20 protein-coding genes are annotated in these 17,648 nt (G+C 64.4%); 14 read left to right on the top strand and 6 right to left on the bottom strand.

Translation table 11 applies throughout. From position 1 onward, the window contains the following. Positions 1-103 precede the first annotated feature (103 nt). Positions 104-274: a hypothetical protein gene (locus tag ACE10X_RS22260; RefSeq protein ID WP_157788043.1), complete on the top strand. Its 171-nt coding sequence runs from the start codon at positions 104-106 to the stop codon at positions 272-274. 51 nt (positions 275-325) lie between these two features. On the opposite strand, the gene ACE10X_RS22255 is transcribed toward ACE10X_RS22260, so the two are convergent. Then, the gene (locus tag ACE10X_RS22255; protein ID WP_038386346.1) at positions 326-634 is read right to left on the bottom strand and encodes a hypothetical protein; all 309 of its coding nucleotides are present in this window, start codon (positions 632-634) and stop codon (positions 326-328) included. Between the two features lie 61 nt (positions 635-695). Between ACE10X_RS22255 and ACE10X_RS22250 the strand changes: the two genes are divergently transcribed. Further along, positions 696-896 (top strand): DUF3072 domain-containing protein, encoded by a 201-nt coding sequence (locus ACE10X_RS22250; RefSeq protein ID WP_038386345.1) that lies wholly within the window; start codon positions 696-698, stop codon positions 894-896. Positions 897-1,014: 118 nt separating this feature from the next. Continuing rightward, the gene (locus ACE10X_RS22245; RefSeq protein ID WP_038386344.1) at positions 1,015-1,269 is read left to right on the top strand and encodes a hypothetical protein; all 255 of its coding nucleotides are present in this window, start codon (positions 1,015-1,017) and stop codon (positions 1,267-1,269) included. A 173-nt stretch (positions 1,270-1,442) separates the two neighbouring features. Here the strand turns inward: ACE10X_RS22245 and ACE10X_RS22240 are convergent, their stop codons facing one another. Next, entirely contained in the window at positions 1,443-1,700 is a 258-nt protein-coding gene (locus tag ACE10X_RS22240; protein ID WP_038386343.1) for a hypothetical protein, read from the bottom strand. Positions 1,701-1,812: 112 nt separating this feature from the next. On the opposite strand from ACE10X_RS22240, the gene ACE10X_RS22235 reads away from it, so the two are divergent. Then, complete coding sequence (locus ACE10X_RS22235; protein WP_375762847.1) at positions 1,813-3,882, top strand: ATP-dependent helicase; 2,070 nt, start codon at positions 1,813-1,815, stop codon at positions 3,880-3,882. Positions 3,883-4,041: 159 nt separating this feature from the next. On the opposite strand, the gene ACE10X_RS22230 is transcribed toward ACE10X_RS22235, so the two are convergent. The 3 genes from ACE10X_RS22230 to ACE10X_RS22220 all read right to left on the bottom strand — a co-directional run bounded on the left by ACE10X_RS22230 (position 4,042) and on the right by ACE10X_RS22220 (position 5,106). Next, complete coding sequence (locus ACE10X_RS22230; protein ID WP_244435887.1) at positions 4,042-4,200, bottom strand: hypothetical protein; 159 nt, start codon at positions 4,198-4,200, stop codon at positions 4,042-4,044. A 14-nt stretch (positions 4,201-4,214) separates the two neighbouring features. Continuing rightward, complete coding sequence (locus ACE10X_RS22225) at positions 4,215-4,622, bottom strand: adenylate/guanylate cyclase domain-containing protein (RefSeq protein ID WP_375762846.1); 408 nt, start codon at positions 4,620-4,622, stop codon at positions 4,215-4,217. Between the two features lie 232 nt (positions 4,623-4,854). Further along, positions 4,855-5,106, bottom strand: a complete 252-nt coding sequence (locus tag ACE10X_RS22220; protein WP_038386341.1) for a PilZ domain-containing protein — start codon at positions 5,104-5,106, stop codon at positions 4,855-4,857. Between the two features lie 265 nt (positions 5,107-5,371). Here ACE10X_RS22220 and ACE10X_RS22215 point away from each other — a divergent pair, with 265 nt between their 5' ends. From ACE10X_RS22215 to ACE10X_RS22205, 3 genes are read left to right on the top strand one after another with little or no spacing between them, the layout of a single operon-like run. Continuing rightward, complete coding sequence (locus ACE10X_RS22215; RefSeq protein WP_038386340.1) at positions 5,372-6,778, top strand: MFS transporter; 1,407 nt, start codon at positions 5,372-5,374, stop codon at positions 6,776-6,778. Positions 6,779-6,789: 11 nt separating this feature from the next. Further along, a complete protein-coding gene (locus tag ACE10X_RS22210) occupies positions 6,790-7,977 on the top strand; it encodes an acyl-CoA dehydrogenase family protein (protein ID WP_051003108.1) in 1,188 nt (395 codons plus the stop codon). 24 nt (positions 7,978-8,001) lie between these two features. Further along, positions 8,002-8,403, top strand: coding sequence for a VOC family protein (locus ACE10X_RS22205; protein WP_375762845.1), 402 nt, complete (start codon positions 8,002-8,004; stop codon positions 8,401-8,403). Between the two features lie 300 nt (positions 8,404-8,703). Here ACE10X_RS22205 and ACE10X_RS22200 read toward each other — a convergent pair whose 3' ends face one another. After that, positions 8,704-9,441 carry a Spy/CpxP family protein refolding chaperone gene (locus ACE10X_RS22200; RefSeq protein WP_038386338.1) on the bottom strand — a complete coding sequence of 246 codons (738 nt, stop codon included), beginning with the start codon at positions 9,439-9,441 and terminating at the stop codon, positions 8,704-8,706. Positions 9,442-9,895: 454 nt separating this feature from the next. Between ACE10X_RS22200 and ACE10X_RS22195 the strand changes: the two genes are divergently transcribed. From ACE10X_RS22195 to ACE10X_RS22165, 7 genes are all read left to right on the top strand, one after another. Next, a complete protein-coding gene (locus ACE10X_RS22195) occupies positions 9,896-11,236 on the top strand; it encodes an ABC transporter substrate-binding protein (protein WP_038386337.1) in 1,341 nt (446 codons plus the stop codon). Positions 11,237-11,352: 116 nt separating this feature from the next. Then, a complete protein-coding gene (locus ACE10X_RS22190) occupies positions 11,353-12,291 on the top strand; it encodes a carbohydrate ABC transporter permease (RefSeq protein ID WP_028340672.1) in 939 nt (312 codons plus the stop codon). After that, entirely contained in the window at positions 12,291-13,202 is a 912-nt protein-coding gene (locus ACE10X_RS22185) for a carbohydrate ABC transporter permease (RefSeq protein ID WP_016847559.1), read from the top strand. The genes ACE10X_RS22190 and ACE10X_RS22185 overlap by 1 nt, the downstream gene beginning before the upstream one ends. 4 nt (positions 13,203-13,206) lie before the next feature. Further along, positions 13,207-14,307, top strand: a complete 1,101-nt coding sequence (locus ACE10X_RS22180; RefSeq protein WP_038386336.1) for an ABC transporter ATP-binding protein — start codon at positions 13,207-13,209, stop codon at positions 14,305-14,307. A 29-nt stretch (positions 14,308-14,336) separates the two neighbouring features. Continuing rightward, positions 14,337-15,326, top strand: coding sequence for a hydroxyacid dehydrogenase (locus tag ACE10X_RS22175; RefSeq protein ID WP_038386335.1), 990 nt, complete (start codon positions 14,337-14,339; stop codon positions 15,324-15,326). A gap of 68 nt (positions 15,327-15,394) precedes the next feature. Continuing rightward, positions 15,395-16,819, top strand: coding sequence for an amidase (locus ACE10X_RS22170; protein WP_375762844.1), 1,425 nt, complete (start codon positions 15,395-15,397; stop codon positions 16,817-16,819). Between the two features lie 142 nt (positions 16,820-16,961). Then, positions 16,962-17,609, top strand: a complete 648-nt coding sequence (locus ACE10X_RS22165) for a hypothetical protein (protein WP_304555414.1) — start codon at positions 16,962-16,964, stop codon at positions 17,607-17,609. Positions 17,610-17,648: the final 39 nt, after the last annotated feature.

Here is a 17,648-nt window from a genome sequence, read left to right as displayed (position 1 = left end):
CACCAATTGCACCCGCTCGATGCGGCTGCATTGCTCGCAGCGGTACTGAAGGATATCCCTGCCCTCACTGCCCGGATGACTGCTCTCGAGCCGCATCGTCCTGATGCAGCTGATGCAGGAGATCAGCGTCAGCAACGGACTGCGATCGTCATTCATCGATGCCCGCGGTGGCGCGGTCGGATCGGCGATCATGGCGCTGGGCGATGCTATCGTGTTGGCTCTCACCACAAGAAAATACAGATCCTGCGGCTCGGGTTCCAGCCTTGAAACCTGATTTGGGCCTGAGCCGGTGTTCGAGGCTCCCTTCTTTGGTCGAACGGCCCGATCACACCCGCGCGTTGCTGTGACTGGCCCCGGGCTTCTTCGCCTTGTCCAGCTTGACCTTCGCACCGGCACGGTCCTCGAAGCTCCGGCTGAGCCGCTCGCGTACCGTGGGGAGACGCTCGCCGCCGCCGGCGGCCTTCCACCGGCCGATGAGCTCGGCCACTTCGGCTCGCATCGCCATCAGCCGGTACGACGCCTCACTACAATCGAGGTCGCGGTTGACCTGATCCCGGATCGACGCCTCGATCAGGGTCATCTCAGCTCGCAACGTGCTGATCTTGCGCCGAATTTCATTGATTTTGTTGTCCATGGCTTGTTGGAACAAAAATAGAACATATTGTCAAGTCACGATCCAGCAAGCGAGGCAAGCAATGAGCGTGACAGCGGTAAGATATGGTGGGGTTGCGGAGCGCCTTGGCGGGCTGATGACCCGCGCCCAGGCGCTGCGGTTGAGGAGCCTTGCCGAGGAGGCCTACCAGCCGAACCAGTACGCACGCGACCTGACGTCCGAGGAAGCCGAACGGCGCATCGAAGCGCTGAAGGCGGAGATCGCGCTGGCGGATTCTTTCTGAACCGTCCGCTCCAACCGGGCCGGACGCCCCCTTAAGGCTTTGATATAGCGGCGCAGCTAGGTCTGTTCCTGTTATTGCTGCTTTGTCCTATTGCTGCTTGGTCCTGGGGGAGCCTGACGTGCTGGAGCTGGAGAAGCGGTCGCCGCTTGCGTTCCCGATTACGCTGAAGGACGGGCGAACGCTCGCGACGGTCGGCGACGCCGCGGACTACCTGTCCGCGCTGAACCTGGATCAGCGTCAGCGCGGCTACTGGAAGACGGCGATCATGATGTTCAACAACGCCATGCGCGAGCCGGGATATCTGAAGATCGCAACCATGAACCTCCGGTCCGCGCTCGTGTATGACCGCCTGGTCGACGACGTTGGCTCCTGATTGTGGTGCGGCGGCTACAGCCGAATCGGCCGTGGTTGCGTAAGGCCCTATTCGTTATGGCCGCAAACAAGGTAACGGCGGTACACGCGACGGCCGGGCGCGCAATGCGCTTCAGCCGTACTCTCGGGCCGCCTTGGAGGGCCAAGGGAACACCAAGGCGGCTCATTTTCCTTTCAAAGCAATTTCGCGCGGACGAACAGCATCCGCAACGCGTTGGTCGCCTGCACCGTCAGCATGGCGTTCCCCGCCGCTCTCTCGAGCGCAACCAGCGCCTCGTCATGCAGCGAGCGGAACTCCATCCATTCGACAGCGCTGAGATTGCTGATGAAGAGATAGGCCTGGCCGACGGTCGCAAGCGTCACCGTCTCACCGTTCAGCCGCACCTTGAACGTCGCCTTCAGCGGCGTGTCGGATTTGGATACGTCACCCATGGCCGGGTTGTGCGCCGCGCCACGTTAATGTCAATCTAATTTCTCTGCGTCCGCCTCGGTGCGTCGGCCCCATGAATCGCAATGTCTGTTAGCGTTTCGTTGGGGGTGATTCGTGACTGATCTTGCCAACACGACCTATCTCGATGCGCTCAATGCCGAGCAGCGCCGTGCTGTCGAGCACGGGGTCGGCAAGGATTGCATCGTCGGCGCGCCGCTGTTGGTGATCGCGGGCGCGGGGTCCGGCAAGACCAACACGCTCGCCCATCGCGTCGCACATCTGATCGTCGCCGGCGCCGATCCGCGCCGCATCCTGTTGATGACCTTTTCGCGGCGCGCCGCCGCCGAGATGGCCGGCCGCGTCGAGCGCATTGCGCGCCGCGTGCTCGGCGATCGCGCCTCGGTCATGACCGTTGCGCTGAACTGGGCCGGCACGTTCCACGGCATCGGCGCGCGGCTGCTGCGCGAATTCGCCGAGCGTATCGGCCTCGACCCGGCCTTCACGATCCATGACCGCGAGGATTCCGCCGACCTTATGAATCTGGTCCGCCACGATCTCGGTTTCTCCCGTACCGAAAGCCGGTTCCCCACCAAGGGCACCTGCCTTGCGATCTATTCGCGCTGCGTGAACGCGGAGATGCCGATCGAGGCCGTGCTCGGCCAGTTCTTCCCGTGGTGCTCCGGCTGGGCCAGTGAATTGAAACAGCTGTTCGGCGCCTATGTCGAAGCCAAGCAGCGGCAGAACGTGCTCGATTACGACGACCTCCTGCTCTACTGGGCGCAGATGGTGACGGACGCCGCGCTGGCCGAGGAGATCGGCGGCCGCTTCGACCATGTGATGGTCGACGAATATCAGGACACCAACCGCCTGCAGTCCTCGATCCTGCTCGCACTCAAGCCCACGGGACGCGGGCTTACCGTGGTCGGCGACGACGCGCAGTCGATCTATTCGTTCCGCGCCGCCACCGTCCGCAACATCCTCGACTTCCCGGCCCAGTTCAGCCCGGCCGCCGAGATCGTCACGCTCGACCGCAACTATCGCTCGACGCAGCCGATCCTGTCGGCCGCCAATGGCGTGATCTCGCTCGCCAAGGAGCGCTTCACCAAGAACCTGTGGACCGACCGGACCTCGACGCGCAAGCCGCTGCTCGTCACGATCCGCGACGAGGCCGATCAGGCCCGTTACATCGTCGAGCAGGTGCTGGCCAATCGCGAGGAAGGCACCCTGCTGAAGCACCAGGCGGTGCTGTTCCGCACTTCCTCGCACAGCGGGCCGCTGGAGGTCGAACTGACCCGCCGCAACATTCCGTTCGTGAAATTCGGCGGCCTCAAATTCCTCGACGCCGCGCATGTCAAGGACATGCTGGCGCTGCTGCGCTTCGCCGCCAATCCACGCGACCGGGTTGCAGGTTTTCGCATCCTGCATCTGTTGCCCGGCGTCGGACCGGCCTCGGCGCAGCGGGTGCTCGACCGCATGACCGAGGCCGCCGATCCGATTGCGGCGCTCGTCGCGCTGCCCGCTCCGCCCCGCGCCGGTGCGGACTGGCGGCTGTTCGTGGAGGCCATCGAGAACCTCCGCTACTCGGAATGGCCCGTCGACATCGAACGCGCCCGCCTCTGGTACGAGCCGCATCTCGATCGCATCCACGAGGACGCCGAGGTGCGCCGCGCCGATCTCATCCAACTCGAGCAGATCGCCGCCGGCTACCCGTCACGCGAACGTTTCCTCAACGAACTCACGCTCGATCCGCCCGATGCGACCAGCGACCAGGCCGGCGTGCCGCTGCTCGATGAGGATTATCTGATCCTGTCGACGATCCATTCCGCCAAGGGGCAGGAATGGAAATCCGTCTATGTGCTCAATGTCGTCGACGGCTGCATGCCCTCCGACCTCGGCGCCGGCACGTCGGCCGAACTCGAGGAGGAGCGCCGCCTGCTCTATGTCGCGATGACCCGCGCCAAGGACGATCTGCATCTGCTGGTGCCGCAGCGCTTCTTCGTTCACGGCCAGGCCGCCAAGGGCGACCGCCACATGTATGCCTCGCGCACCCGGTTCATCCCGGAACGATTGCTGCCGACGTTCGAGCGCACCACCTGGCCGCGCGCCGCAACAGCGCAAGCATCCTCGGCCAACCGCGCGCCGCCGATCGACATCGGCGCCCGGATGCGCGGCATGTGGCGCTGATGGCGGCCCCGAACGATTTAGCGGGGCCTGGAACGAACGTCCTGCCGCGCGTTGAGGCGCCGTTCGTAATCGGCAAACGACCATCCCCGACGGCTTCGGCGCGCAGTTGCACGCTGGAGCCGTCTTTTTTGCGCCGCGTCAATTCACGCGAAAGCCAACTCACGCAGGAAACAGTGTGACGGGCTGGTCGAAGCCCTTCAGGGTGTAGTCGGCACCGGCTGCCGTGATGATGTCGCGGGTTCGATCCCGCACGGCCGTCGTCACGAGAATCTCGCCTGACTTGGCGGCCGCCTGCGCGCGTGCCGCGCGATTGACCACCGTGCCGACTGCCGTCAGGTCGCGGTGGGCCTGGCCGAACTCACCGAAGTTGGTGTCACCGCTATCCCGATTCCGATGCCGATCTCGATGTCGCCGGCGCCGATCGCCCGCACCAGCGCGTCGTGCCTGTCGCGAAAACTGCGCTGGATCTGGCGCGCCGCGAGCAAGGCCTGCACGGCGTGATCATCGCGCCGCACCGGGAAATTGAAGATCGCGAACACGGCGTCGCCGATGGTCTTGTTGAGAATGCCGTCATAACGCCAGATCGCGGCGGCGCAGTCGTCGTAGAACGCGTCGAGCAGCGAGGTCAGCCCGTCCTGCGCGATGGTCTGCGTCAGCGTGGTGTAGCCGCGCAGATCGGCGAACAGGATGGTGGCGTCGATGGTCACGGCGCGCGCCTTCATGATCTTCGAGAAGGCCATCTCACAGATCGTGCATGTGTTCGGGTTCATGCGGCTCGGCCGGACGCCGAACAGACGGAACGGCGCCGACAAGGGACCGCGCAACGGGATCGGCATATGCAGGTTTTGCTAGCAGCCAAGGCATATCGTTGCAGGTTCCGGAGTCATCGGCGGATCACCTGCTGTTCCAGCAACGAAACCCGACCGCCTTGGCACGCTGGTTCATGGGCGTCCCCAATCGAGATTGCCGCGCTCAGGCGGTCGCCACGAAACTCACTCCAATTCGCGACTTCTTACTCCAGATCACCTGGCATTCATAGACAACCGAGGCGTCGCGGGCCATCATCAGGCGGAATCTGTGCGGGACGAAGGCCGGATTCTCAACCTCAATGGCTGCCCCTTCCGGCGAGATGTTCACGATCGTGCAATGCATGACCGAACCGCCCGACGAGACATAGCCGGGTTCATTGACCTCGGTTCGCGGATGCTTGCGCTTTTCGTCCACCCAACCTGCTCCCCCGCCTTCTTCACGTAAACGTGGGCGATCGGCATTGCAGGAGTCAACGGCTCCGGCGGCCCCCATCGGGCTTTCGCACCACCATTTGTGCGCAGCAGTAGACCGAACCGCTTATCGCGCCAGTGCAGATGAGCCCCGCGTCGGCGCGGCTTGTCGTTCGCGCTGGCGCGAGGATAGCCTCATCCTATGGGCGATGCGCTGGCGCGACGCACGCTCCGAACAATAATGAACAGGCGCCATGGGGAGACGCGCCATGTTCGAGATTCTCGATCGCCGGACGACTCTGACCGGCAACCAGATCAAGATCCTTGCGGCGGCCATCATCGGCGATGCGCTGGAATTCTTCGACTACTTCCTGATCGGCTTCGTGCTCGCGTTCCTGATCGGGCCGTGGAAACTCACCTTTGGCCAGTCGGCCACCGTGCTGATGAGCTCCGGCATCGGCGCCATCCTCGGGGCCTATCTCTGGGGCTGGCTCGCCGACCGGGTCGGGCGACGGATCGTCTTCATCGGCACGGTGCTGAACTTCTCGATCGCAACCGGACTGCTCTACTTCACGCCCGATAATGGCTGGGTCTATCTGGCGATCCTGCGCTTCTTCGTCGGCACCGGCGTCGGCGGTCTTTATTGTGTCGACCTGCCGCTGGTGCAGGAGTTCATGCCCTCGCACAAGCGCGGCTGGGTCGGCGGCCTCGTCACCTGCGTGATCCCCCTCGGCGTCGGCCTCGGCGCGGTGCTGGGAGCCGTCATGGGAACCGATCAGTGGCGGCTGTTGTTTGCGATCGGCGTGCTGCCGTCGGTCCTGGTGCTGCTGGTTCGGATCTGGGTCCCGGAGTCGCCGCGCTGGCTGTGCCGGCAGGGACGCTATGACGAAGCCCGCAAGTCGCTGGCCTGGGCGCTGCAAGTTCAGCCCTCCGAACTGCCATTGCCGAGCGCGGCCGACGCCGGTCCGATCGTCACGACGAGCTGGTTCGACCTCTTCAAATATCCGCGCAGCCTGATCGTCTCCTGGCTCGGCAATGCCGGCGCGCAGACCGGCGTCTACGGCATCACGCTATGGGCGCCCGCGCTGTTCGTGCTGCTGCTGAAGGTGACGCCGCAGGAAGCCGCCAAGATGATGATCCTGCTCAGCATCACCGGCTTCCTCGGTCGCATCTCGTTCTCCTGGTTCTCGGAGCTGCTCGGACGGCGTGTTGCCGGCGGCCTGCTCGGCTTCGGCGCCGGCGCGCTGACCATCATTGCCGGCTACCACTACGACGCGACTTTGTTCGACATGTCGGCGTTCTGGCTGCTGCTGGCCGCCGCCTTCTTCTTCGCCGACGGCGGCTTTGCGATCGTCGGGCCCTACGCGGCGGAGGTCTGGCCGTCGCATCTGCGCACCACCGGCATGGGCTCGGCCTATGGCTTCGGCGGCATCGGCAAGATCATCGGGCCGGTCGGGCTGGCGCTGATCGTCGGTTCGACCAACTACCTCAAGCCCGACGTGCCACTGACCCAGATCCCGACCGCCTTCGTCTATCTCGGCTGCTGGTTCCTGATGGCGGGTGCCGTCTATTTGTTCTTCGGGCTCGAGACCCGGGACAAGTCGATCGAGCAGATCGACAAGGAGCTCAACGCGACGGCTGACGTCGCGGCCTCCGCAACGATCCGGCGCGCCTGAGGGAGGCGAACATGAATGTGACTGCTGCGGACCTTACCGGTGATCGCGACGTGATCGCCCGCGCCGAGGCGATCAGGGACTCGGTGGCGGCCGCCTCCAACGATATTGAAACGACGCGCCGCCTGCCGCCCGACCTGCTCGACCGGCTGCATGAGGCGCAGCTGTTCCGCTTGCTGCTGCCGCGTTCAAGCAACGGGATTGAGACCGATCCCGTCACCTTCTTCCATGCCATCGAGACCATCGCCAAGGCGGATGCCTCGACGGCGTGGTGCCTGAGCCAGGCCGGCGGCTGCGCGATGTCAGCGGCCTATCTCGACCTGCCGGTCGCGCAGGAGGTGTTTGCCGATCCACGCGCCGTGCTGGCCTGGGGCCCCGGCCCGAAGGTCAGGGCGATCGAGTGCGAGGGGGGCTACCGCGTCACCGGGGTCTGGTCGTTTGCCTCGGGCGGGCGGCACGCCACCTGGCTCGGCGCGCACTGCCCGGTCTATGCCGCGGACGGCTCGCCGCGCCGGGATGCCAATGGCGAGCAGGTCGAGCGCACCATGCTGGTGCGGACCGACGACGTCGCATGGACCGACATCTGGAACACGGTCGGACTGCGCGGTACCGCCAGCGACCAGTTCGCGCTCGACGACTTCTTCGTCCGCGCGGACCATTCGATCACGCGCGAATTCGACCGCGAGTGCCGCGAGGATGGCCCGCTGTACCGGATGAGCAACCACACCTGCTACCAGATCGGCTTTGCCGGGGTCGCCTGCGGCATTGCCCGCAGCGCGCTCGACAATTTCGTCGACGTCGCCCGCAACAAGGTGCCGCGCGGCATGAAGAAGACACTGCGGGACAATGCCGTGGTGCAGTCCGGCCTCGCCCAGGCCGAGGTCAATCTGCGCGCTGCCCGCGCCTTCCTGCTGCAGTCGATGGCCGACATCTGGAAGGATCTGGTTGCCGGCCACAGCATCACGGTCGCCCAGCGCATGACGATCCGGATGGCGGCCACGCACGCCATCCACAAGGCGCGGGAGGCCGTCGACTTCGCCTACAACACCGCCGGCGCCACCGCGATCTTCGACGGCCATCCGCTGGAGCGGCGCTTCCGCGACATCCATACCGTGACCCAGCAATTGCAGGGCCGCTTCAGTCATTTCGAGACCGTCGGCGCCTGGATGCTGGGCGTCGATACCGACCTCAGCTTCGTTTAACCCGATTTCTCAAGGAGAAGAACCATGCAACTGGGCGGACTACAGCATTACACCATCGAGCCGCAGGATCTCGAGCGCACCAAGGAGTTCTATTGCGATGTGCTCGGGCTCGAGAACGGCGAACGGCCGCCGCTCGATTTCCCCGGCTACTGGCTCTATTCCGGCGGCCAGGCCACAGTCCATCTAATGGGCACCCGCAAGCCACGCGACGGCATCGTGGTGCGCGGCACCGAGAAGAAATATGACGACACCGGCCGCCTCGACCATATCGCCTTTGCCGCCAGCGACGTCGAGGCCGTGCGCAAGCGCCTGCAGTCGAAGAACGTCACCTTCCGTGAGCGGATCGTGCCGCGCACCGGCGACACTCAGATCTTCCTCTACGATCCGGACGGCGTCGGCGTGGAGCTGAATTTCCCGAAGAGTTGAGCGCCGGCGTTTTGCGGATCGCTGATTGCCAGAGCCGTCCGAAGGACATCGTCGCTTTGCCGCGCCGATGTCCCGGTCATTGACGGCTCAATCCGCGCTGGCCTCGGGCGCTGTGGATGGTTCCCGACAAGGCCCTGACTCGGCCATCACTCGGGCGTGATCCGGTCCGTTTTTCTTCAACATTGAATGACGAATTAACCGGGCCGCGCCGCTGCGGCAGAATAGCCGGGTGCTGCGCCTTTAACCTACCCCAGGGCTTGGTGGCCCGGCTATTCGTCCCCACTTGGCCAGCGAGGCCGCTCAATCGAGCCCGCGTTCGTGGCTCAGGCGGACCATTTCGTTGATGAAGATTTGTTTCTGCTTGTCGTCGAGGCTGGCAAACAGCGGCTCGGCGGCGTCGGCAACGCCGCGCTGATCGACCGCCCGGTCATTGAGGAATTGGGCCTCGTTGCGCATCTGTTCGATGATGTCATCCGGCGGATCGCGCTGCGCCCGTGCGATGCGCAGGTTGAGGCGGTCGGCGCCGTTGTGGCCTAGATAGTGCATCGCACTGTTGAAGCCGGCCCAATTCTTCTCCTGCTCCGGCGTCAGGTTCAGCTCCTTCTTGATCCGTTCGATGTTGGCGTCGCTGTTGGCGACGATCTGTTCGGCCGTCAGCTGCGGCGCGCCGGCCTGGGTCAGCACGGTCGGCGCTTGCTTCGCGCCCTTGTCCTTGGCGGCGGCCTTGGCCGACTTGGAGGCCTTGGCGCCGGCCGCCGGGGCCTGCGCGTTCTTGCCGCTGCCGGCATTGGAGTTGCCATTGTTGCCGGTCAATACTCCGGTTACGCCGGTCACCACTCCGACAACGCCGCCGATCGCTCCGCCGAGAACGCCGCCGACCGGCCCGGCGGCCTTGTTGCCCTCGCGCGCACCCTTTTCGACGCCCTGCACGATCTGCGCATCGACCATATGAGGCACTGCGAGCAACGTGACGGTGGCGGCCCCAACCGCGGCGCACAATCTCCATTGCGCTCGCAGCTTCGCTACCGGGATGAGCATGATCGGGTCTCCGTGATCGGTGGTGGATTGCGGAATTGATGCGGGGGTAGGTTCGACGAATCCGGACTTTAACGTCTACGGCTTCGGCAAGTCTATCGGCCGCGGCGGGCATCACCATGGCGGAACAGAGTTCGCCGAGGCTTGACCGGAAAGCTGCGGCTCAACCGCGCACCGTCTGCTTCCTTGTCTCCGTCACCGCCCGCGTGCGTCGCAGCATGATCGCAAGACGCGCGGCAAACCGCCGGCAACTGCAATGATGCGAACGACACTGCCTGCTATTTGACCACAACGTTAGTTCTACGTGGCATCAGCATCTCGTTTCTCGACAGATGCCGGCAATTCTGTTCTGATCGGTGTCAACGCAATCCCGCGACGTCGCGCAAACGCGACGCACAAAAACAACAACGGGATTCAAAAAAGTCTTTTGTCCGTTGGCTACCAGGGAGGGAATGCCATGTCACGGAAGAAGCTCTCGCGCCGAGAATTCGTCGCAGCGACAGCGCTGTCATCGGCCGCGCTGATTACAGCCCCCTACGTACGTGGCGCCTACGCAGCCGGAAAGCTCTCGATGGGCTTCTGGGATCACTGGGTGCCGGGCGCGAACAGTGCCTCCACCGAGCTCGTCAACGAATGGGCCGCCAAGGAAAAGGTGGAGGTCCAGATCGACTACGTCACCAGCCAGGGCAACAAGAACATCGTCACCATCGCCGCCGAGGCGCAGGCGAAATCCGGTCACGATATTTTCCAGATGCCGACATGGTGGCCGCAGGCCAACGCCGAGCTGCTCGAGCCGGTCAACGACATCATGGACCCGCTCATCAAGCTGAACGGCGAGGTCAACGGCACGGTGAAATATCTCGGCCAGGCCGGCGGTAAATGGCTCGGCGTTCCCGCCAGCGTCGGCAGCCAGATCAAGGGTCCCTGCTCACGCATCGACCTGATGAAGAAACATGCCAACATCGACGTGCAGGAGATGTATCCGGCTGGAAGCGAGCCGAAAGCCGATAACTGGACCCTCGATACGTTCCTCAAGGCGGCTGAAGCCTGCCACAAGGCCGGATTCCCGTTCGGTATCGGCCTTGGCGAAACCAGCGACAGCGTCGACACCGCCGGCGCGATCTTCAACTCGTTCGGCGCGCAGCTGGTCGACGCCAAGGGCAACCTGACCGTCAAGACCGACGCGGTGCGCCAATCGCTCGATTTCTACAAGAAGCTGATCGCCTTCCTGCCGCCCGATGTCTCCGCATGGGACGATGCCTCCAACAACAAGTGGCTGGTCGCCGGCAAGGGCGCGATGATCATGAATCCGCCGAGCGCATGGGCGGTCGCCAAGCGCGATGCCCCGCAAGTCGCGGAGCAATGCTGGACGCACGGGTTCCCGGCCGGGCCCAAGGGCCGCTTCGCGCCCTATCTGCCGTTCTTCTGGTCGATCTGGTCGTTCTCGAAGAACAAGGAAGCGGCCAAGAGCCTGCTGTCCCATTTGTCACAACCGGCATCGATCGAGAAGATGGTGGTCGCGAGCGGCGGCTATGACCTGCCGGCCTACGAGAAGCTCACGACGTTGAAGGTCTGGGAAGAGGTCGGGCCGCCCAAGGGCACGCTCTATCACTACCCGAACCCCTTCAAGCACCAGACCCTGTCGATGGCGGCTTCGCCCGCGCCGCCCAAGATCGCGCAGCAGATCTACTTCCAGGCCACGCTGACCAAGATGTGCCTGCGGTACTACCAGGGTGAAAGCATGGAAAAGACACTCGCCTGGGCCGAGGGCGAGTGCGAAGGCTTCATGCGAAGCTGACGACAAGCGAGGTCTCGCGCGACCGCCCGTAATGTTGGCCGCGCGAGGTCCCGTCTTCACATCCCAGCCGTCGGACCGGCGAGCTGTGCAACCAACCCGCGCGAGGGACCTGCGTTATGGTTGATGTAGCATTCCAATCCAACCGCGCAGCCGCTGCCCAGACGGGACGAAGGCGCGTCGGCCTACGCAACGCGCTGCGGCGCAAGTCGATGGCCGCGTTCCTGATGACCTTGCCGCTGATCCTTCTGATCGCGATCCTGGTGCTCTACCCGGCCCTCTACTCCTTGCACCTTGCGACGCTGAACAAGGCGATGACGAAGTTCGTCGGGTTCGGCAATTTCGAGTTCCTGTTCAAGCGCGACACCTTCTGGCTGGTGGTCAAGCAATCCTGCATTTTCGCGATCTCGGCGGTGATCTTCAAAGCCCTGATCGGCTTCATCGTCGCGCATTTCGTGCACAACGTACCCGCCAACAAGCAACGCAAGTGGCGCGGCATGCTGCTGGTGCCGTGGGTGATCCCGCCGGCGATGAGTACGCTGGCGTGGCTCTGGCTGTTCGACCCCTCCTACAGCGCCTTCAACTACACGCTTTCCTTCTTCGGCATCGGGCCGATCCCATGGACCGGCGATGCGATGTGGGCGCGCTTCTCGGTGATCCTGGTCAACGTCTGGTACGGCGCGCCATTCTTCATGATCATGTATCTGGCGGCGTTGAAATCGGTACCCGACCAGCTTTATGAGGCGGCCGCGATCGACGGCGCCAATTGGTGGCAGCGGATCTGGTACGTGACCCTGCCGATGATGCGCAACATCATCGCGATCACGACACTGTTCTCGCTGATCGTGACCTTCGCCAATTTCGACATCGTGCGCATCCTGACCGCGGGCGGCCCGCTCGACCACACCCATATCTTCGCCACCTGGGCGTTCCGCGTCGGCATCGAGGGCAGTGATGTGCCGCTCGGCGCCAGCGTTTCGCTGTTCATGGTGCCGATCCTCGCGGTCGCGGCGATCTTCATCCTGCGCGACATCACCAAACGCGGGAACGAAGCCTGATGAGCTCGCTGACGATCGACAAGTCCGGACCGACCCGCAAGGTCAAGTACGGCAGCATGAGCCGCGACCGCGCCTGGGCGCTACGCTGGTCCTATTTCTTCCTGGTGCTGTTTGCGATCTTCTCGCTGACGCCGCCGATCTACATGCTGATCACCTCGCTGAAGAGCAGCGCCGAGATCTCGGCCGCGACCAATCCGTGGTGGGTCTATCACCCGACACTCAGCAACTACATCGAGCTCCTGACCTCGAACCAGTTCCTGCGCTTCTTCTGGAACTCGGCCTGGGTCTCGATCATCGTGGTCACCATCACGATGCTGATCAGCGTGCCGGCGGCCTTTGCGCTGGCGCGGATGAAATTCTGGGGCTCGGCGACGCTCGCGACCGGCGTGTTCCTCACCTATCTCATTCCGGACAGCCTGCTGTTCATTCCGCTGTTCAAAATGTTCGCCGTGTTCGGCGACTGGACCGGCATCCAGCTGGTCAATCGCTGGTACGTCCTGCTCTTCATCTACCCGACGCTGACTGTGCCGTTCTGCACCTGGATCATGATCGGCTATTTCGCCTCGATCCCGAAGGAGCTCGACGAGGCGGCGATCATCGACGGCGCGAGCTGGTTCCAGACCCTGACCCGGATCTTCATCCCGGTCGCGCTGCCCGGCCTGATCGCGGCCACGATCTTTGCCTTCACCGTCTCCTGGGCCCAGTTCCTCTATCCGCTGGTGTTCACGACATCGACCGATCAGCTCGTGCTGCCGGTCGGCATCATCACGACCCTGATCAAGGGTGACGTCTTCAACTGGGGACAGATCATGACCGGCGCCCTGCTCGGCGCCGCGCCGCCGCTGATCATCTACGCCTTCCTGATGGACTACTACATTGCCGGCCTGACCGCCGGTGCGACAAAGGGTTGAACTTATGGCTGACGTCAGTTTGCGGAAGGTTGTGAAGCGTTACGATGAGGTCGAGGCGGTGCGCGGCATCGACCTTGATATCGCCGACCATGAGTTCGTGGTGCTGGTCGGGCCGAGCGGCTGCGGCAAGTCGACGACGCTGCGGATGATCGCCGGCCTCGAGGACATTTCCGACGGCGACATCATGATCGGCGGCGACGTCGTCAACGACGTGCCGCCGAAGGACCGCGACATCGCGATGGTGTTCCAGAACTATGCGCTCTACCCGCACATGACCGTCGCCGAGAACATGTCGTTCGGTCTGCGGCTGAAGCACTATCCCAAGGCCGAGATCAAGAGCCGGGTCACCGAGGCCGCCCGCATGCTCGACATCACCGATCTGATCGACCGCAAGCCGAAGCAGCTCTCCGGCGGCCAGCGCCAGCGCGTCGCGATGGGACGGGCGATCGTGCGCAATCCGAAGGTGTTCCTGTTCGACGAGCCGCTGTCGAACCTCGACGCCAAGCTGCGCGTGCAGATGCGGATCGAGATCAAGAAGGTGCATCAGAAGGTCCGCACCACGACGGTCTACGTCACCCACGACCAGGTCGAGGCGATGACGCTCGCCGACCGCGTGGTGGTGATGAACCACGGCAGGATCGAGCAGATCGGCACGCCCAACGAACTCTACCACAAGCCGGCGACCCGGTTCGTCGCAAGCTTCATCGGCTCGCCCGCGATGAACTTCGTGCCCTGTCGGCTCGAGGACACCGCAGGCAAGCTCAACGTGCGGCTGACCGATCGCCTCGCTTTCACGCTGCCGCCGGCGCGCGCCGCCCGCTATCAGGCTCTCTCCCGCACCGACAAGCTGTTGCTGGGCATCCGGCCCGAGCACGTCATGGAGGCGCGGCCGCATGCCGAACCGGGCATCGAGCCGTTCGACGCGACGCTCGACGTCACCGAGCCGATGGGGATGGAAACCTTGGTCTATTTCACGCTCGAGGGCACCCAGGTCTGCGGCCGGGTCAATCCCAATGCCGGTGCGCAGGATGGCAGTCCGCTCCGATTGGCTGTGGACCTCAACAATATGCATTTGCTAAACGAGGTGACCGGCGCCGTCCTTTGACGGCGCACAAGAAACCTCAAGGGCAGGAAATGGCCACCAACAAGAAGAAGATCTTTATTACCCAGACTCTGTCACCGGGGGCACGGGTGCTCCTCAACGAGCGGGACGACGTCGAACTCATCGAATTTCCCAACCTGATCTCCGCCAAGGACTTTCAGACCATGCTCGAGCAGCACGCGCCGGTCCATGGCGTGGCGCTCGGCGCAACCCGCTTCGGCGAGGCGGAGCTGGAGGCGTCCAAGGGCATGATGGTGGTGACCCGGATCGGCGTCGGCTATGACGCCGTCGATGTTCCGGCGCTGTCGCGCCGCAAGGTGCCGCTGATGGTCGCAGGCACCGCGAACTCGCCGTCGGTTGCCGAACAAGCCTTGTTCATGATGCTGACGCTGGCCAAGCGCGCGCAGGAAATGCACACGATGGTCAAGGACGGCACCTGGGCGAGCCGGCTCGGCGTGCTGCCGTTCGACCTCTACGGCAAGACCGTGCTGATCGTGGGCTTCGGCCGCATCGGCTCCCGCACCGCCAAGCGCTGCCTCGCCATGGAAATGAACGTGCTGGTCTACGATCCCTACAAGCCCGCCAGCGAGATCACCGCGGCCGGCTGCGAGGCCGTGTCGAGCCTCGAAGCGGCGCTGCCGCGGGCGGACTTCGTCACGATCCACTGCCCGAAGAATCCCGAAACGGTCGGGCTGTTCAATGCCGCGCGGATGCGGCTGATGAAGCCGACCGCCTATCTCATCAACACTGCCCGCGGCGGCATCGTCGACGAGAAGGCGCTGCACGACGCGCTGGTGTCAGGCAAGCTCGCCGGCGCCGGCCTCGACGTGTTCGAGGTCGAACCGCCGCCGGTCGGCCAGCCCCTGCACGCTTTGCCCAACGTGATCATGGCGCCGCACGTCGCGGGCGTCACGGTCGAGGCCGTCGATCGCATGAGCGAGCAGACCGCACGCAATATCCTCAGCGTGCTGGATGGCAATCCGCTGCGCCAGAATGTGATCAACCAGGACGTCCTCGGCTGAGCTTTCAGCCTTCCTCGTTTGCGCCGCGGCCGATCCGAAAGATCGGCCCGGCGATGCGGAGTACCCACATGGCTTTCAAGGAATTCGGCAACTACGATGCGGTCGGTCTCGCCGAGCTCGTCCGCAACAAGGACGTGACGCCGAAGGAGCTGCTCGACGAGGCGATCGCGCGCACCGCCGCCGTCGATCCCAAGATCAACGCGGTCGTCGTCAAGCATTACGGCTACGCCGAGCGCCAGATCGCCAAGGGGTTGCCTGACGGTCCCTTCACCGGCGTGCCGTTCCTGCTGAAGGACCTCGATCTGCTCGAAGGCACCCGCACCACGTCGGGCGCCAGCCTGCTGAAGGACTTCGTTGCCGACCACAACGGCACCTTGGCCCAGCGCTTTCTCGATGCCGGGCTTGCGATCTTCGGCAAGAGCTCGAGCCCGGAATTCGGGCTGATGCCGACGACGGAATCACGCCTGTTCGGCCCGACCCGCAATCCCTGGAATCTCGACCATTCCTCCGGCGGCTCGTCCGGCGGCGCCGGGGCTGCGGTCGCGGCCCGCATCCTGCCCGTCGCGCATGCCAGCGACGGCGGCGGGTCGATCCGGATCCCCGCCTCCGCTTCCGGCGTGTTCGGCATGAAGCCGACGCGCGCCCGCAACCCCTGCGGACCCGATCGCGGCGAAGGCTGGGGCGGCTTCTCCGTCGGCCATGTGCTCAGCATCAGCGTCCGCGACAGCGCGGTGATGATGGATGCGATCCACGGCCCGGAGCCGTCGAGCCTCTATGTCGCGCCGCCGCCGGAGCGGCCGTTCTCGCAGGAAGTCGGCCGCGATCCCGGCCATTTGCGCATCAGCTTCACCGACAAGTCGCCCTATGGCGATGCCATTGATCCCGAGATCGCAGCGGCCGTGCGCGACATAGCCAAGCTGCTGGCGGGCCTCGGCCATCATGTCGAGGAGCGCGCGCCGCCGCTTGCGGCCGATCCCGCCGCGGTCATGACGACCATCGTCGGCGGCAACACGGCGCTGACCGTCCGTCTGCTCGAGCAGCGCGTCGGGCGCACCCTGACGTCGGACGATGTCGAGCGGCTCACGCTCGCCAGCGCCCAGAATGCGACCAAGATGAACCCGGCCGACTACGTGGCCGCGCAGCTTGCAGCGTTCCAGATCTCGCGCGCACTTGCGACCTTCTTCGAAGGTTGCGACATCTTCCTCAGCCCGACGCTGTGCGCGCCGCCGCTCCGCCTCGGCGAGCTCAACACGATGTCCGAGGACCTCGGCCACATTGCACCGGTGCTGCGCCGCTACATGCCGGGCACCTCGATGTTCAACATGTCCGGACAGCCGGCGATGTCGGTGCCGCTGGCCTGGAACAAGGCCGGTCTGCCGCTCGGCATGATGTTCGCGGCCAAGCTCGGCGAGGAAGGATTGCTGTTCCGCCTGGCTGGCCAGCTCGAACAGGTCCGCCCCTGGAAGGACCGGCGTCCGCCGGTTTGCGCCTAGCGGCGCTTTCAAGCGAAGCGGATCCCGCTTCGCTTGAAAGCTGCGCGCCAGAACTGCCGGGGCTGACAAAGGATAGTCAGATCAGGTAGATAGAGCGGGCGTCGGCACGATTCCGCGCGCCGTCAGCCTGGGAGACCAAACCGTGAATGACCCGACCGACAATGCGCTGGCCGCAATCGCGAGCATTCTCGACCAGACGACCACACCTCCCGAGAAGTCCAAATCGTCCGAGAGCAAGTCGTCGGACAAGGCACCCGAACCTGTCGAGGAGCCGCCGGTTTCGATAGCGATGCCGCCGCCCCTGCCGTCATCCGTCGAAATCGTTACCGTCGAGACCGTGTCCATCAAGACGGTGTCCGTTGAGGTCGCGCCCGCCGAACCGGCGGTGGTCGAGCCGGCAGCGATCGAGGAGCCCACCCCGGTCGAACAGGCTGAGACGAGTGAGGCCGGGTTTAGTGAACCCGAGCCCAGTGCGCCGGAGCCGGAGCCGATCCAGCCGCCGCCCCAATCGATCGAGGCCAATGGCTATTCGAAGTCCGGCCCAGGTCCGATGGCCGCGCTGCGCTTCCGCTGGACCGTGCGCCAGGACGGCGCCCAATATTATGTCGACGAGACCGTCGGTGAGGCATCGACCCCACTCGTCAACGGCCCGATGGACAGGGATGCCGCGATCAAATTCGTCGACGATCGCGAGGCCCAAGCGCGGCGGCGCTTCGAGCATTTCAAGCACGAGATGCTCAGCCGCACTGCGAGCGTCATTCGGGCGAGCGAGGACAGCAACGAGGCCTGAGACGCGATACGTGCCCTTCGGGCATCGCAATAAAATGCG

It is taken from the genome of Bradyrhizobium sp. Pha-3 (assembly GCF_042258325.1).
Taxonomy (GTDB): Bacteria; Pseudomonadota; Alphaproteobacteria; order Rhizobiales; family Xanthobacteraceae; genus Bradyrhizobium; species Bradyrhizobium elkanii.
This window is presented reverse-complemented; position numbering and strand designations above follow the sequence as displayed.